Consider the following 13,361-nt stretch of genomic DNA (forward strand, 5'->3'; position numbering starts at 1 on the left):
TGGACCAATGTCAAAGAAACAGGCAAATCTACCGGATGTCCCGCTCCGAACGCCTGCTCGACCTGATCCAGTGCCTGCGCCGGCATCGCCGGCCGGTGAGCGGGCAAGCGCTGGCCGATGAACTCGGGATTTCGATCCGCACGCTCTACCGCGACATCGCCACGCTGCAGGGCCAGGGCGCGCCGATCGAGGGCGAGGCGGGTGTCGGTTATGTGCTCAAGCCCGGCTTCATGCTGCCGCCGCTGATGTTCAGCGACGAGGAGATCGAAGCCATCGTGCTCGGCTCGCGCTGGGTCGCCAAGCAGCCGGACCAGCGTCTTTCGGCCGCCGCTGCCAACGCGTTGGCCAAGATCGCGGCTGTCCTGCCGGACGATCTGCGCGAGGATCTCGACGCGAGCACACTGCTGGTCGGCCCTCCCGCCATGGCCATCGAGACCATCGACCTTGGCCTCGTACGGCAGGCCATCCGCAACGAGCGCAAGCTCGGCTTTCTTTACCGCGACGCTGGCGGCGCTGCGTCCGAGCGTGTCGTGTGGCCATTTGCGCTGGGCTTCTTCGACAAGGTGCGGGTGGTGGTGGCGTGGTGCGAGATGCGGCACGATTTCCGGCATTTTCGCACCGATCGCATTACCGAACTCCATGCAACAGATACGCGCTATCCCCATCGTCGCCAGGCGCTGCTCAAGGAATGGCGGGCAACGCTCGACACGTCGCGTGGTTCGTGACGGCTACTGCCAGAAACTGACAGTAGCGCATCCTATGTTCGCCAAGTCGAAACGCTGAACCTTGGAGAGCAGACATGACCACCCCGAATTTCGTCATCCTCTATGTCGACCAGCCGCAGCAGAGCGGCGCCTTCTACAGCGCGCTGCTCGGCCGTCAGCCGGTCGAAAGTTCGCCGACCTTCGTGCTGTTCGTGCTCGATGCCGGCTTCAAGTTCGGCCTGTGGTCGCGCCATACGGTGGAGCCGGCAGCCGCCACGTCAGGCGGTGGCGCCGAAATCGTGTTTGCGCTGGATACGCCCGATGCGGTCGATGCCGCCCATGCCGACTGGTCCGGGCGCGGGCTGACAATCCTGCAGACGCCGACCGACATGGATTTCGGCCGTACTTTTGTCGCGCTCGATCCCGACAATCATCGCCTGCGCGTCTATTGGCTGTCCGACGGCGCACAAGCCGATGGTGACCAGAAATGAGCGCGTATTGGATCGCGGTGGCATCGGCCGAACATGTCCGGCGGGGTCGCGCAGCCGGCTTCATGCAGGTCAATCACGGCAAGGCGGCACCGCTGCGTCGCGTCAAGCCAGGCGATGGCATCGTCTACTATTCGCCGACCACTGTTTTGGGCGAGAAAGATGGCCTGCAGGCCTTCACCGCGATCGGCACGGTGCGGGAAGGCGGGCCCTATCAGGGCGATATGGGCGCCGGCTTCACGCCGTTCCGCCGCGATGTTGCGTGGGCTAAGGCCGAGGAAGCGCCGATCAAGCCGCTGCTCGACAAGCTCGAATTCACCGTCGGCAAGTCGAACTGGGGTTATCAGCTTCGCTTTGGCCTGTTTTCGGTCAGCGCGGCCGATTTTGCTCTGATCGCAGAGGCGATGGGCGCCAAAACGGCTGCGGCAGCGAATTAAGTCTTCATCGCCTTGTAGACGGCAATGCCGGCGGCAAGATCCTCGAGCGCCGCGCCGACCGACTTGAACAGCGTGATCTCACCGGCGCTCTCGCGACCCTTCTTCTGCCCGCGCGCCAATTCGTGCAGATCGGCGACGATGGTTTCCGGCTTCAGCACGCCGGAGGCCAGCGGCTGGACGATGTCGCCGGCTTCCTTGGTGGCGCCGGCGCGGGTGTCGACATAGACGCGGGCAAGCCTGATCGCGTCGTCATCGCTCTCGCGCATCGTCGGCGTAAAGCCTCCGACCAGGTCGACATGGGTTCCCGGCTGCAACAGCGCACCCTTGATCAACGGCGTGGTGGTGATCGTCGCCGAGGAGACGATGTCGGCCTGCCCAAGCTCGGCATCGAGATCGCTCGCCGCGCTGGCTGCAAAACCCTCGGCGCGCAGGTCGGCGGCGACTTTCTCGGCATTGGCCGGAGTGCGGTTCCAGATGCGGATGGTCTTGATCGGCCGTACGGCCGAGTGCGCCTTGGCGAGGAAGGGCGACAGCGCGCCGGCGCCGACCACCAGCAGCCGCGAGGCATCGTCGCGGGCGAGATAGGAGGCCGCGAGCGCCGAAGCGCAGGCGGTGCGCCACTGTGTCAGCCGCTGGCCGTCGATCAAGGCCTCGGGTTCGCCGGTGGCGCCATTGAGCAGGAGATAGAGCCCCATCACCGCCGGCTTGCCGATGGCATTGTTGTCGGGGGACACGGTAACGATCTTGACGCCGACGTGACCGCCGGCCGACGTGCCGGCCGCGTTGAGATCGGTCCAGGCCGGCATCAAAAGCAGGGTGGAGGCGGCACCATCTGGCCGCTCGATCGTATGATGATGCCTGACCGGCTGCACCGCACCGTCGCGAAACGCCATGCGCAGCGTCTCGACCAGCCTGGCAAAGCTCAGGGCATGGTCAACCTCTGCGGCCGAAATGGTCAGCATGCAAAACTCCGTGGGGACAAAACCGCCAACAGGCGGTTCAAGCGGTCGGCTTCGGCAATGCGGACCCTTGGGCGGACCCGTGGGCGGAGCCTGGGGCCGTTCCCGGAGCCTGGCTTTGTGATACCGCCGGCGCACGGCTGACCGCCTGGCGCAGGTTCTCGGCCTCGACGCCGCGCTGGCGCGCCAGCTTGCGATAGCGGCCCTGCTTGACCCAGGTTGCCAGGCTGCCGACGATCATGCCGATGGCGAGTGCCAGGAACAGGAAGATGAACAGCGGCAAAGTCAGGGTCAGCTTCGGATTGCCGGGGTTGAACGGATCCAGCGTGAAGGCGACCAGTTCGCGGTTGGCAACGGCGAGTGCGATCAGGATGATCGCCAGGGGCACGAAGATCGCGATGAGCATGAAGCGATTGAACATGATGTTTTCCGTCGGAAGCTGGCCTGTCCGAAGGCCGTCAGGCGCTGACGTCGCGCCTACTTGCCGCCGTTCAGCCTTTCACGCAGTTCCTTACCAGTCTTGAAGAACGGCACCCATTTCTCCTCGACCTCGACGGATTCGCCTGTGCGCGGATTGCGGCCGGTGCGGGCGGGACGATTTTTCACCGAAAAAGCGCCGAAGCCACGCAACTCGACCCGGTTGCCTTCGGCAAGGGCGTCGGTGATTTCATCGAAGATGGCGCCGACGATGTTTTCGACGTCGCGCAGGAAAAGATGCGGATTGCGCGTGGCAATAATCTGCACAAGTTCGGACTTGATCATGAGACGGGTCCCCGTGAAAGCAGTGCGGTCAAAATTATGAGGATGATTTTATTTGCTTTTTTCACTTGCCCCAAACGGCGTCTCAAGGGTGCCAGACGGAAACGAGACCGTCAAGAAACAAGCGGTCGGCTCCGAGTTCATGGATGACGTCGCCGCTGTAGGCGGGCAGGCCGAGCGCACTGCCGATGGTTTGCGCCATCGCTTTCGAGAACAGGAAGCTGCCGCGCCGTTCGGTATCCTTCCACTCGACGACCTTGAGCTTGGCATCGACGCCCTTGGTGGCCAGCCAGTCGACCGCTACGGCCTCGCCGCCGACGGCGTCGATCAGCCCGTTGGCAACGCCTTGGCGCCCGGTGAATATCGAGCCGTCGGCAAGCGCCAGCGCTTGTTCGCGGGTCATCTTGCGGCGTTCGGCGACGATGTCGACGAACCAGTTGTAACTGTCGAGGATGAGTTTGCGAACCATGGCGCGCTCGTCGTCATTGGTCGGCTTGAAGGGAGAGGGCGCGGCTTTCAGCGGCGAGGATTTCACCTCCTCCAGCTTGACGCCGAGCTTGTCCATCAGGCCGCTGACGTCGGGATACTGGATCAGCACGCCGATCGAGCCGACGATCGAGGTCTTGCGGGCAACGATGTGATCGGCGGCACTGGCGATCATATAGCCCGCCGATGCGGCGAGCGTGCCGACTTCCGCCACCACCGGCTTGTCGGCGGCCAGCTTGCGCACTTCTTCATAGATCGATTCACCGCCAACGGTGGTGCCGCCAGGCGAATCGATCGACAGGATCACCCCTTTCACCTTCGATGAAAGACGGATGGTTTCCAGGCGCTTGATCAGTTCCTCGTCCTCGGTGATCGTGCCTTCGATCTTGACCTTGGCAATATGGTCGACCGTCGAGCCGCCGAAATCGTCGCCATAGAACCAGGTTGAAAGCGCAATCACCCCAAGGGCTACGATGCCTATGGCGACAACGCGCCAGAATGTCAGCTTGCGCCGCAAACGGCGGCGGTCGATCAGGTCGTCGGCTCTCAGTGCCATGGTCAGCCTTTCAGTCGGCGGAAGGGGACGCTTTTAGACCATGATCCTCTCATCGGGAAGCAGTTCTCTTTCCGGCAGTGTCTCAGTCTGAAGTTTGCGCAAACGGCTAATCCTTTGGCCGAGTTGCGCAAACGCCCTATATACCGGCAAAAGGCATAGGAGATTTCATGATCGCCAAACACACAACCGCCGAAGATATGGCTCGAACTGTAGGCGTCGACCCGAACACATTCCGCCAAGCGTTGCGTAATGTGAAGCACCCTCGGAAACGCAACACTGATTGGGAAGTGAAAATTGGCAGCCCATCGTATTCGGGAATGCGCACCGTTCTTGTTGGTCTCATACAGAGGAAGGCGGCCTGACGCCGACCGGATCTAAAGCCAAAAGCGTCCCGCCGACGTGATCGGCAACGCCGCATACACGATCGGCCAGGCTGGCCAGGCGGGGCATCCGACATCTCCCCTCACGTTTTTGGGCAATTACCGCGAGGTCGGGCGGCGAGACAGGCGCTGATAAATTTTACGCCGCGTGTCTGTTTCTGCTATGGAGAACACGCAGTTGTGCGGACTTCGTTTTCGTCTGTACAAAGGCGGTTGTCACACTTTTGCAGTTTTCGTGGGCTTGTGCTTGCTTGAAAGCGCCGGCGTCCCACCTATAGGCGGTGCTCAAGGGCGGGCAGGGTTAGAAGAAAGCAGTGAATGTTAGCGCGACCTATTGAACCAACCAACGCCGAGGCGGTGTTGGCTCCCCCGGCGGACGGCCGGACGCGCGGCGATGCTTTCGACCGTGCACAGCGTCATTCGCGCCGCGTGCGCGTTCTCAAATTTGCCGTGCCAGTGGCCGCGGCACTGATAGCGGTCGCTTTCCCGGTCTATTCCTATCTCGCCGCACCCGTCGCCGTGAAGGTTCAGGCGGAAGGCACTGCCTTTTCCAACGGCAAGCTGGTGATGGCCAATCCCAAGCTCAACGGTTTCACCAAGCAGAAGCAGCCTTATTCGATGACGGCGCTGCGTGCCATTCAGGATGTCAGCACGCAAGGTATCATCGAGTTGGAAGGCATCGACGCCAAGGTGCCGATCGCGCCCGACAATGTGGCGGCGGTCAAGGCCTCGCACGGCACCTACGATCGCGACGGCAATACGATGAACCTGACCAGCGACGTGACGATCACCACGACCGACGGCATGCAGGCCAAGTTCAAATCGGTCTTCCTCGACATGGGCAAAGGCACTATGAAGACGGGAGATCCTGTCGATGTTAGCCGTGGCGGGTCGCGGATCACGGCGGATACGATGTCGGTCCAGGACAATGGCAAGGTTCTGGTTTTCGAGAACAAAGTGCGCGTCAACATCGATTCCGCCGCCTTGAAGGCGGCACAGGGAAACAGCGGAGAAACCAATGCGGCTCAGTAGTTCGACGCGGCTCGCGGCTGCAACTTCAGCGTTGCTGCTGCTCGGACTCGTGCCGTCATGGGCGCAGACGACCAGTCAATCAGGCCTCAAACTGTCCGGCGACAAGCCGATCCAGATCGAGAGCGACAAGCTGGAAGTCCGCCAGGCCGACAGTGTCGCCATCTTCACGGGCAATGTCAGCGTCGTCCAGGGGCCGACATTGATGAAGGCCGGCAAGATGACGGTCTACTACGTCAAGGACCCCAACGCCGCTGCCAAGGGCACGGAGGCCGCGGGTGCGGCGATGACGGGCTCGGCCAACATCGATCACCTGGAGATCTCCGACAAGGTTTACATCAAGTCGGATGCGCAGGTCGCGACCGGCGATCAAGGCAGCTTCGATATGAAGAGCCAGGTGCTGGTGCTTTCGGGCAAAAAGGTCGTTCTGTCGCAAAACGACAATGTTCTGGTGGGCTGCAAGCTTACGGTGCAGATGAAAAGCGGACTGGCTCAGGTGGATCCATGTGCTGGGCAACGCGTCCAGATGTCGATCACGCCGCCGCCGAAATCGGGAGCGACGAACCCCTGATGGCCAGCCTGTCGTCGTTGACGGCGCGTCTTCCGGGACGGGCCGCCGGCAAGCTTTCGGCGCCGGCCACGGTGACCGTCGATGCGGGAAAGTTCAAGGGAACCCTGATCGCCAAGGGGCTGACCAAGAGCTACAAGGGCCGCAAGGTCGTCAGCGGCGTCACCATCGGCGTGCGCGCCGGCGAGGCCGTTGGACTGCTCGGCCCCAACGGCGCCGGCAAGACGACCTGTTTCTACATGGTTACCGGCCTCGTGCCGGTGGATGAAGGCACGATCGAGATCGACGGCTTCGACGTCACGTCGATGCCGATGTACCGTCGCGCACGCCTCGGCATCGGCTATCTGCCGCAGGAAGCGTCGATTTTCCGTGGGCTCAATGTCGAGCAGAATATCCGCGCGGTGCTGGAAGTGGTCGAAAAGGACCGCAAGGTGCGCGAGCGCAATCTCGACGAACTGCTCGAGGAATTCCACATCAGCCATCTGCGCAAGGCGCCATCCATGTCGCTTTCGGGCGGCGAGCGGCGACGCCTGGAAATCGCGCGAGCGCTGGCGACGCGTCCGGCCTACATGCTGCTCGACGAGCCTTTCGCCGGCATCGATCCGATCGCTGTCGCCGATATCCAGCAACTGGTGCGCCACCTGACAGCGCGCGGCATCGGCGTCCTCATCACAGATCATAATGTGCGCGAAACGCTCGGCCTGATCGACCGCGCCTACATCATCCATGCCGGCCAGGTGCTGACCCATGGCAGGGCCGACGAAGTGGTGGCAAACCCGGATGTGCGGCGACTTTACCTCGGCGAGGGTTTTACGCTCTGAACGGTTCGTCGTTCATGGAAAACGCCAATCCCCTCCGTCTTTTCGTCTTGACGCAATTCCCAAGGGAAAGCGCTATGCGCTTTTCCGGGAAAACCGTTTCACACTTTTCCTGGAATTGCTCTGAGCGTGAAATTTGTTTCCTGACACGATTTTTGCGGTTCGCGCGGCGCTTTTTTCTCGATTTTGCTCCGGGATAACGCTCCGGTAAGCGCGTTTTGCTACCAATTGCCTTGACAAGCAAAAGCCGGGCCAGTTTTTATGGCCGGCTGCAAAATTCTTGCCCGGAAGTCGGGATGCGTAGACGAGGCGTTTGAAACCGAACCATGGCGTTGGCGGCCAAACTACAGCTACGACAATCGCAGTCGCTGGTGATGACGCCGCAGCTGATGCAGTCGATTCGGCTGCTGCAGTTCACCCATGTCGAGCTTGAGCATTTCATCGACGAGGAAATCGAGCGCAATCCGCTGCTGGAACGCGCCGAGCCGCAGGACGATGCCGCCAGCGACCAGGCGCAGAAGATCGAGGCGGAGCCGCAAGCCACCGCCGAAGGCGACTGGTTCGAAAACGAGACGCAGTGGAGCGCCGAGGCGATCTCGGACAAGCTCGACACGTCGCTGGAAAACCTGTTTCCCGACGACCCGGGCACCAGCGAGCGGCTCGGTCCCGACCTGACGGCACAATGGAAGTCGGCTTCGGGCAATGGCGCGGGTTCCTCATCCGAGTGGTTTGATGCGGGCGATATGGCGGCCGCGACGATCACGCTGCGCGACCATGTCGGTGAACAGGTGGCGCTAGCCTTCGCCGATCCGGCTGCACGGCTGATCGCCGCCGAACTCGCCGACGGCCTTGACGAGAGCGGCTATCTGCGTGCCGACCTGGCCGAGATCGCCGTTCGTCTCGGTGCGGATGCCGCCGCCGTCGCGAAGGTGCTGGCGGTGTGTCAGACCTTCGAGCCGGCCGGCCTGTTTGCCCGCGACCTAGCCGAATGCCTGTCGCTGCAACTTGCGGTGCGCAACCGGCTCGATCCGGCGATGAAGGCGCTGGTCGCCAATCTCGAACTCCTGGCACGGCGTGATTTTCACGCATTGAAACGGATCTGCGGTGTCGACGAGGAGGATCTGCTCGACATGCTGGCGGAGATCCGGGCGCTCGATCCCCGGCCGGGCATGGCGTTTTCGGGCGGCGCCAGCGACGCGATCGTCGCCGATGTCGAGGTGCGCGCGGCCAATGACGGCAGCTGGACGGTCGAGCTCAATGCCGAAACGCTGCCGCGGGTTTTGGTCGACCATATCTATTTCGCCCAGGTCTCACCGCAGGCCAAGAACCAGGCGGAAAAGGATTTTCTGGCCGAATGCCTGCAGAATGCAAACTGGCTGACGCGCAGCCTCGACCAGCGGGCAAAGACCATCCTCAAGGTCGCCTCGGAAATCGTTCGCCAGCAGGATGCCTTCCTCGTCCATGGCGTGCGGCAGCTGAAGCCGCTCAATCTGCGCACGGTGGCCGACGCCATCGGCATGCACGAATCGACGGTCAGCCGGGTCACAGCCAACAAATACATGCTGACGCCGCGCGGCGTGTTCGAGCTCCGGTATTTCTTCACCGCCTCGATCGCCGCCTCGGGCGGCGGCGATGCGCATTCCTCGGAAGCCGTGCGTGACCGCATCAAGCAGTTGATCGACGAGGAAAAACCCGTCGACGTGCTTTCCGACGACGCAATCGTCGACATGTTGCGTGAAAGTGGCGTCGACATTGCAAGGCGTACGGTCGCCAAGTACCGGGAAGGCATGAATATCCCCTCTTCGGTGCAGCGCCGACGCGAGAAACGGGCGATGGCCAGCGCCGGGCGCTGAGCGGGTCGATTTTCCACAGGCCGGCACTTCATTGACAAGCCGCGGTGAAGTGGCTAGAAGCCCGCCCGCATGAGACGGGCTAGATGCCCGCATGCGGATGGTCCGTCACGACGTTGGCCTCGGGACGGTCAAAGGGCGGCTTGTGATCAACCGGAAAGTTTGGATTTAAAATCGGCGCAAGTGACGCCGCAAAGCTTGTGCGCACGGATCACGAGTATAAACTCGGGCCAGTTTGAAGCCTGAGCAGGAAGGTCAGTTTTCAGATGAATCTGCGCATATCGGGAAAACACATGGACATCGGCGATGCGTTTCGGACACGCATCAATGATCGCGTCGGCGAAGCGATCGGCAAATATTTCGATCGCGGCTTTGCCGGACATGTCACGGTCATCAAATCGGGCTCGCGCTATTCGGCGGACTGCATGATCCGGCTGGATTCCGGCGCTTCGCTGCAGGCCACCGGCGATGCCCAGGATCCGACATTGGCCTTCGAGGCCGCGGCGGATCGTCTGGAAACCCGCCTGAGGCGCTACAAGCGCCGGCTGAAATCGCACAATTCGGGCGCCGCCAACGGCCAGCCGACCGACATAGCCTACACGGTGATGGCGCCGCTTGCCGATGACGACGAGGACATTCCGGAGAATTTCGCGCCGGCCATCGTCGCCGAATCAACCATGACGCTGAAGACCATGTCGGTGGCGTCGGCGGTCATCGAGCTCGACACCAAGGACAGCCCGGTCTTTGTCTTCCGCAATGCGGGAACCGACCATCTCAACATCGTCTATCGCCGACCCGATGGAAATATCGGCTGGATCGACCCGTCGACGACCAAGGTCGCGCAAGCGTGACGACAAAGGTCGCACGGACGTGACGACCACGGTCGCACTGGGATAAGAGCCGGCCGCACGAGGGGTGGGGACTGGTGACGGCAGGCGAACAAGGGATTTTCAAGCATGGATCTGAGCGATCTTATCAACGTTCCGGCGATACTGCCGGCGTTGAAGGCGAACTCCAAGAAGCAGCTGCTGCAATTGCTGTCCGAACGGGCAGCGGCGATTTCCGGCATTCCGGAGCGGGAGGTGTTCGACACCATCCTGCAGCGTGAGCGGCTGGGTTCGACCGGCGTCGGCAACGGCATCGCCATTCCGCACGGCAAGCTGGCCGGCGTGAAGCGCATCGCAGGTGTTTTCGCCCGGCTGGAGACGCCTGTCGATTTCGAATCGCTGGATGATCAGCCCGTCGATCTCGTGTTTCTGCTATTGGCGCCGGAAGGGGCGGGCGCCGACCACCTCAAGGCACTGTCGCGCATCGCGCGGGTGCTGCGCGATGCCGACACGGTGGCCAAGATCAGGGGTACGCGCGACGCCGCCGCTATCCACGCGCTTTTGTCGGACACCCAGGCTTCGCACGCGGCCTGAATTTCGAGAATGATATCGCCACAGGGCCGCCATGGGCGGCCCTTTTCCGTTTCAGCCGGAATCGCTGTCAGTGAATGGCGACGGTGGTCAGGTCGTTTTCCATGGCGCCGGCCAGAGCGCGGTCACGCGCATCGGAAAGCAGGATCGGCTGACCATTGGCGGCAAACAGCGCCCACAGTTCCATGCCGGGGGCGATTTCGCCGAGATTGGGGAAACGGCCGAGCAATTCGTCGCTCGAGACCTTTCTGAGATAAGCGACCGAGCCTTCGCCGAGATGAGCGAATTCGCCATTGGTCATGGTGATGTTTTCAGTTCTGGTCATTTCAAAGCCTCCTTGGCGCGAGGACGCCGCTCAAGGCCATCCCGCATGAGAGCCATTCAATTTGCTGCATCGTGCTTTCGAAAAATCGGTGCCGATTTTCCGGCCGATGCAGTGGTAACGATCAGTCTTTCACCGATATGTTTATTTTCCGTACCAGCCGTTCGGACTCCGGCCGATCGAGGTCGATCGACAAAAGACCGTTCTTCAACTCCGCCGCGATCACCCGCATGCCGTCGGCCAGCACGAAACAGCGCTGGAACTGGCGCGCGGCGATGCCGCGATGAAGAAATTCGCGCTCGGTGTCGTCGGTCTGACGGCCGCGCACGACCAGCTGGTTTTCCTCCGTGGTGACATCGAGATCGCTTTCGGCGAAACCGGCGACCGCCAATGTAATGCGCAACCTTTCGGTCTTGCCGTCGGCGCCGCTGAGGCGTTCGATGTTGTAGGGAGGGTAGCTGTCGCCGGATTTCGCCAAGCGTTCCAGGGTCTTTTCCATGGCGTCGAAACCAAGGAGAAGCGGGCTGGAAAAGGGCGTCATTCGGCTCATGTTACACTGTCCTCTCAAGAGCGACATAAAGTGGAAAAACCCAGATGGCATTTTTCCCGATGGCCTTGATATGGTCCGCCCCGCGACCAAGTTCAAGCCGTCAACAGACCCGCCCAAAAAGACCAGGCGTGGACTCACAGGAATGACCGACATGGCGCTTGAAACGGCGAGCAGATGCAAGGAGAAGCGCGCAGGTCGGGGATTGTCTTCCCCGGTCGAGCGGTTCGGCGTGGCAGCTCGCGGCCGCTTCGGCGTCATTTGGATGCTTCGATCGGATCGGTTCAAGCCCACGACCTCGCCAAACAAGGAATTGAAATGCCCCAGTCACGCAAGATCATCATCGACACGGATCCCGGTCAGGATGATGCCGTCGCCATATTGCTGGCGCTCGGCAGCTCCGAACTGGAGATCGTCGGCATATCAGCCGTTGCCGGAAACGTGCCGCTGAAGCTTACCGAAAAGAATGCCCGCAAGATCTGCGAGTTGGCTGGCCGTCCGGACATCAAGGTCTATGCCGGCGCCATCCGGCCCCTGATGCGCGAATTGGTCACCGCCGAGGAAGTGCATGGCAAGACCGGTCTCAACGGACCGCAACTGCCCGAACCGACGATGAAGCTGCAGGACCAGTACGCGGTCGATTTCATCGTCCAGACGCTGATGAGCGAAGAAAGCGGCACGATCACGCTTTGCGCGCTCGGCCCGCTCACCAACATTGCGCTGGCGCTGATCCGCGAGCCGCGCATCGCACCACGCATCAAGGAAATCGTGCTGATGGGCGGCGGCTTCTTCGAAGGCGGCAACGTCACCCCGACCGCCGAATTTAACATCTATGTCGATCCGCAGGCCGCCGATGTCGTGCTCAAATCCGGCATCCCGATCGTGATGATGCCGCTCGATGTCACCCATAAGGCGCTGACCACTGCCAAGCGCACGCAAACCTTCCGCGCGCTCGGCACCAAGGTCGGCACCGCCACCGCCGAGATGCTGGAGTTCTTCGAGCGCTTCGACGAGGAGAAATACGGCACCGACGGCGGCCCGCTGCACGACCCTTGCGTCATCGCCTATCTGTTGAAGCCGGACCTGTTCAAGGGCCGCAACTGCAACGTCAGCGTGGAAACCGCCTCGGAACTGACCATGGGGATGACCGTGATCGACTGGTGGGGCGTCACCAAGCGGCCGAAGAACGCCATGGTGATGCGCGACATCGACCATGATGGGTTTTTCGCGTTGCTGGTGGAGAGGCTGGGGCGGCTTTAAAAGCTTCCCTTCTCCCCGTTTAAGGGGAGAAGGTCCCGGCAGGGGGATGAGGGGCGGCACAAACGTTAATATTTTGTCTGCAGACCCGGCGTTGCCCCTCACCCGATCGCTTCGCGACCACGCTCTCCCCGTAAACGGGGCGAGGGAAGAGGCGCACCTTACTTCGCCTTTGAAAACGCCAACCACAGGCCGCCGCCGACCATGAAGCTGCCGCTGATCCTCGACAAAAGTTTTATGCGGCCGGCCGACAACAGGCGCCCGGCGCGGCCGGCGGCCAGCGCATAGGTCGAATCCGAGAAGGCGGCGAAGATCATGGCGGTCAGGCCCATGATGGCGATCTGCAGCGAGTAGTTGCCTTGCGGCGAAATGAACTGCGGAAAGAAGGCGCCGAAAAAAATCAGCGTCTTGGGATTGCTGAGCGCCACCAGCAAGCCCTGCAGGAAGAAGCCGCCGCGTGGCTTTCTCGCTGTTCCATCGGCATTCAGCGTGCCTTTGGAACGGAACATCTGCACACCCATCCAGATCAGATAGGCGGCGCCGATCAGCCTGACCCACTCGAACCAGTGGCCCATGCCTGCGATCAGCGTGTTGAGGCCGATGCCGACGATGGCGATCATCACGGCAAGCCCGGCCTGCGTGCCGGCGACATTGGCGAGGCCGGCGCGCGAGCCATGGCGAATGCTGTTGGCGATGATCAGCGTGACCGTCGGACCGGGCACCAGGATGATAACGATGCAAGCGAGGACATAGGCAGCGTAGAGTTCGAACGACATGATTTTT

The 13,361-nt window shown here is 61.8% G+C and carries 18 protein-coding genes; 11 read left to right on the forward strand and 7 right to left on the reverse strand.

The annotated features are described in order from the left end of the window. The first annotated feature begins 35 nt into the window (after nucleotides 1-35). The 3 genes from NKH97_RS09375 (at nucleotide 36) to NKH97_RS09385 (ending at nucleotide 1,629) form a co-directional block, all read left to right on the forward strand. Nucleotides 36-725 (forward strand): helix-turn-helix transcriptional regulator, encoded by a 690-nt coding sequence (locus tag NKH97_RS09375; protein ID WP_128303212.1) that lies wholly within the window; start codon nucleotides 36-38, stop codon nucleotides 723-725. A gap of 74 nt (nucleotides 726-799) precedes the next feature. Further along, complete coding sequence (locus tag NKH97_RS09380; protein ID WP_128303211.1) at nucleotides 800-1,195, forward strand: VOC family protein; 396 nt, start codon at nucleotides 800-802, stop codon at nucleotides 1,193-1,195. Beyond that, nucleotides 1,192-1,629, forward strand: a complete 438-nt coding sequence (locus NKH97_RS09385) for an EVE domain-containing protein (RefSeq protein WP_023812532.1) — start codon at nucleotides 1,192-1,194, stop codon at nucleotides 1,627-1,629. Before NKH97_RS09380 ends, NKH97_RS09385 begins: the two co-directional genes overlap by 4 nt. Here NKH97_RS09385 and lhpI read toward each other — a convergent pair. The 4 genes from lhpI to sppA all read right to left on the reverse strand — a co-directional run bounded on the left by lhpI (nucleotide 1,626) and on the right by sppA (nucleotide 4,389). Next, nucleotides 1,626-2,591 carry a bifunctional Delta(1)-pyrroline-2-carboxylate/Delta(1)-piperideine-2-carboxylate reductase gene (lhpI, locus tag NKH97_RS09390; RefSeq protein ID WP_023812533.1) on the reverse strand — a complete coding sequence of 322 codons (966 nt, stop codon included), beginning with the start codon at nucleotides 2,589-2,591 and terminating at the stop codon, nucleotides 1,626-1,628. The two genes, NKH97_RS09385 and lhpI, sit on opposite strands and share 4 nt — an antisense overlap. Nucleotides 2,592-2,628: 37 nt before the next feature. Continuing rightward, nucleotides 2,629-3,009 (reverse strand): LapA family protein, encoded by a 381-nt coding sequence (locus NKH97_RS09395; protein WP_023812534.1) that lies wholly within the window; start codon nucleotides 3,007-3,009, stop codon nucleotides 2,629-2,631. Nucleotides 3,010-3,065: 56 nt separating this feature from the next. Next, nucleotides 3,066-3,350 carry an integration host factor subunit beta gene (locus NKH97_RS09400; RefSeq protein WP_006200394.1) on the reverse strand — a complete coding sequence of 95 codons (285 nt, stop codon included), beginning with the start codon at nucleotides 3,348-3,350 and terminating at the stop codon, nucleotides 3,066-3,068. A gap of 82 nt (nucleotides 3,351-3,432) precedes the next feature. Next, complete coding sequence (gene sppA, locus NKH97_RS09405; RefSeq protein WP_023812535.1) at nucleotides 3,433-4,389, reverse strand: signal peptide peptidase SppA; 957 nt, start codon at nucleotides 4,387-4,389, stop codon at nucleotides 3,433-3,435. A 167-nt stretch (nucleotides 4,390-4,556) separates the two neighbouring features. Between sppA and NKH97_RS09410 the strand changes: the two genes are divergently transcribed. From NKH97_RS09410 to ptsN, 7 genes are all read left to right on the forward strand, one after another. Further along, nucleotides 4,557-4,751: a hypothetical protein gene (locus tag NKH97_RS09410; protein ID WP_127296383.1), complete on the forward strand. Its 195-nt coding sequence runs from the start codon at nucleotides 4,557-4,559 to the stop codon at nucleotides 4,749-4,751. 336 nt (nucleotides 4,752-5,087) lie between these two features. Next, entirely contained in the window at nucleotides 5,088-5,801 is a 714-nt protein-coding gene (lptC, locus tag NKH97_RS09415; protein WP_128303210.1) for an LPS export ABC transporter periplasmic protein LptC, read from the forward strand. Further along, entirely contained in the window at nucleotides 5,788-6,369 is a 582-nt protein-coding gene (locus NKH97_RS09420; RefSeq protein WP_023812537.1) for an LptA/OstA family protein, read from the forward strand. The genes lptC and NKH97_RS09420 overlap by 14 nt, the downstream gene beginning before the upstream one ends. After that, nucleotides 6,369-7,187 carry an LPS export ABC transporter ATP-binding protein gene (gene lptB / locus NKH97_RS09425; protein WP_013529586.1) on the forward strand — a complete coding sequence of 273 codons (819 nt, stop codon included), beginning with the start codon at nucleotides 6,369-6,371 and terminating at the stop codon, nucleotides 7,185-7,187. Before NKH97_RS09420 ends, lptB begins: the two co-directional genes overlap by 1 nt. A 323-nt stretch (nucleotides 7,188-7,510) precedes the next feature. Then, nucleotides 7,511-9,037: an RNA polymerase factor sigma-54 gene (gene rpoN / locus NKH97_RS09430; RefSeq protein ID WP_352674935.1), complete on the forward strand. Its 1,527-nt coding sequence runs from the start codon at nucleotides 7,511-7,513 to the stop codon at nucleotides 9,035-9,037. Between the two features lie 263 nt (nucleotides 9,038-9,300). Further along, nucleotides 9,301-9,885 carry a ribosome hibernation-promoting factor, HPF/YfiA family gene (hpf, locus tag NKH97_RS09435; protein ID WP_013529588.1) on the forward strand — a complete coding sequence of 195 codons (585 nt, stop codon included), beginning with the start codon at nucleotides 9,301-9,303 and terminating at the stop codon, nucleotides 9,883-9,885. Nucleotides 9,886-9,990: 105 nt separating this feature from the next. Next, the gene (ptsN, locus tag NKH97_RS09440) at nucleotides 9,991-10,455 is read left to right on the forward strand and encodes a PTS IIA-like nitrogen regulatory protein PtsN (RefSeq protein WP_013529589.1); all 465 of its coding nucleotides are present in this window, start codon (nucleotides 9,991-9,993) and stop codon (nucleotides 10,453-10,455) included. A 67-nt stretch (nucleotides 10,456-10,522) separates the two neighbouring features. On the opposite strand, the gene NKH97_RS09445 is transcribed toward ptsN, so the two are convergent. Continuing rightward, nucleotides 10,523-10,777, reverse strand: a complete 255-nt coding sequence (locus NKH97_RS09445) for a BQ00720 family protein (RefSeq protein WP_023760740.1) — start codon at nucleotides 10,775-10,777, stop codon at nucleotides 10,523-10,525. Nucleotides 10,778-10,898: 121 nt separating this feature from the next. After that, a complete protein-coding gene (locus tag NKH97_RS09450; protein ID WP_023760739.1) occupies nucleotides 10,899-11,324 on the reverse strand; it encodes an Hsp20 family protein in 426 nt (141 codons plus the stop codon). Between the two features lie 315 nt (nucleotides 11,325-11,639). Between NKH97_RS09450 and NKH97_RS09455 the strand changes: the two genes are divergently transcribed. After that, complete coding sequence (locus NKH97_RS09455) at nucleotides 11,640-12,581, forward strand: nucleoside hydrolase (RefSeq protein ID WP_352554957.1); 942 nt, start codon at nucleotides 11,640-11,642, stop codon at nucleotides 12,579-12,581. Nucleotides 12,582-12,739: 158 nt separating this feature from the next. On the opposite strand, the gene NKH97_RS09460 is transcribed toward NKH97_RS09455, so the two are convergent. Beyond that, nucleotides 12,740-13,354, reverse strand: coding sequence for a LysE family translocator (locus NKH97_RS09460; RefSeq protein WP_352554956.1), 615 nt, complete (start codon nucleotides 13,352-13,354; stop codon nucleotides 12,740-12,742). Nucleotides 13,355-13,361: the final 7 nt, after the last annotated feature.

This window comes from Mesorhizobium sp. M0870 (genome assembly GCF_040319775.1).
Classification (GTDB): domain Bacteria; phylum Pseudomonadota; class Alphaproteobacteria; order Rhizobiales; family Rhizobiaceae; genus Mesorhizobium.

Bases quoted from the DNA above. Each gene is read 5' to 3' on its own strand.
- NKH97_RS09450 (WP_023760739.1), bottom strand. From the start codon at position 11,324: ATGAGCCGAATGACGCCCTTTTCCAGCCCGCTTCTCCTTGGTTTCGAC.
- NKH97_RS09410 (WP_127296383.1), top strand. From the start codon at position 4,557: ATGATCGCCAAACACACAACCGCCGAAGATATGGCTCGAACTGTAGGC.
- NKH97_RS09380 (WP_128303211.1), top strand. From the start codon at position 800: ATGACCACCCCGAATTTCGTCATCCTCTATGTCGACCAGCCGCAGCAG.
- NKH97_RS09395 (WP_023812534.1), bottom strand. From the start codon at position 3,009: ATGTTCAATCGCTTCATGCTCATCGCGATCTTCGTGCCCCTGGCGATC.
- NKH97_RS09460 (WP_352554956.1), bottom strand. From the start codon at position 13,354: ATGTCGTTCGAACTCTACGCTGCCTATGTCCTCGCTTGCATCGTTATC.
- lptB (WP_013529586.1), top strand. From the start codon at position 6,369: ATGGCCAGCCTGTCGTCGTTGACGGCGCGTCTTCCGGGACGGGCCGCC.
- NKH97_RS09420 (WP_023812537.1), top strand. From the start codon at position 5,788: ATGCGGCTCAGTAGTTCGACGCGGCTCGCGGCTGCAACTTCAGCGTTG.
- NKH97_RS09375 (WP_128303212.1), top strand. From the start codon at position 36: ATGTCCCGCTCCGAACGCCTGCTCGACCTGATCCAGTGCCTGCGCCGG.
- lptC (WP_128303210.1), top strand. From the start codon at position 5,088: ATGTTAGCGCGACCTATTGAACCAACCAACGCCGAGGCGGTGTTGGCT.
- lhpI (WP_023812533.1), bottom strand. From the start codon at position 2,591: ATGCTGACCATTTCGGCCGCAGAGGTTGACCATGCCCTGAGCTTTGCC.
- NKH97_RS09385 (WP_023812532.1), top strand. From the start codon at position 1,192: ATGAGCGCGTATTGGATCGCGGTGGCATCGGCCGAACATGTCCGGCGG.
- NKH97_RS09455 (WP_352554957.1), top strand. From the start codon at position 11,640: ATGCCCCAGTCACGCAAGATCATCATCGACACGGATCCCGGTCAGGAT.
- NKH97_RS09445 (WP_023760740.1), bottom strand. From the start codon at position 10,777: ATGACCAGAACTGAAAACATCACCATGACCAATGGCGAATTCGCTCAT.
- hpf (WP_013529588.1), top strand. From the start codon at position 9,301: ATGAATCTGCGCATATCGGGAAAACACATGGACATCGGCGATGCGTTT.
- ptsN (WP_013529589.1), top strand. From the start codon at position 9,991: ATGGATCTGAGCGATCTTATCAACGTTCCGGCGATACTGCCGGCGTTG.
- sppA (WP_023812535.1), bottom strand. From the start codon at position 4,389: ATGGCACTGAGAGCCGACGACCTGATCGACCGCCGCCGTTTGCGGCGC.
- NKH97_RS09400 (WP_006200394.1), bottom strand. From the start codon at position 3,350: ATGATCAAGTCCGAACTTGTGCAGATTATTGCCACGCGCAATCCGCAT.
- rpoN (WP_352674935.1), top strand. From the start codon at position 7,511: ATGGCGTTGGCGGCCAAACTACAGCTACGACAATCGCAGTCGCTGGTG.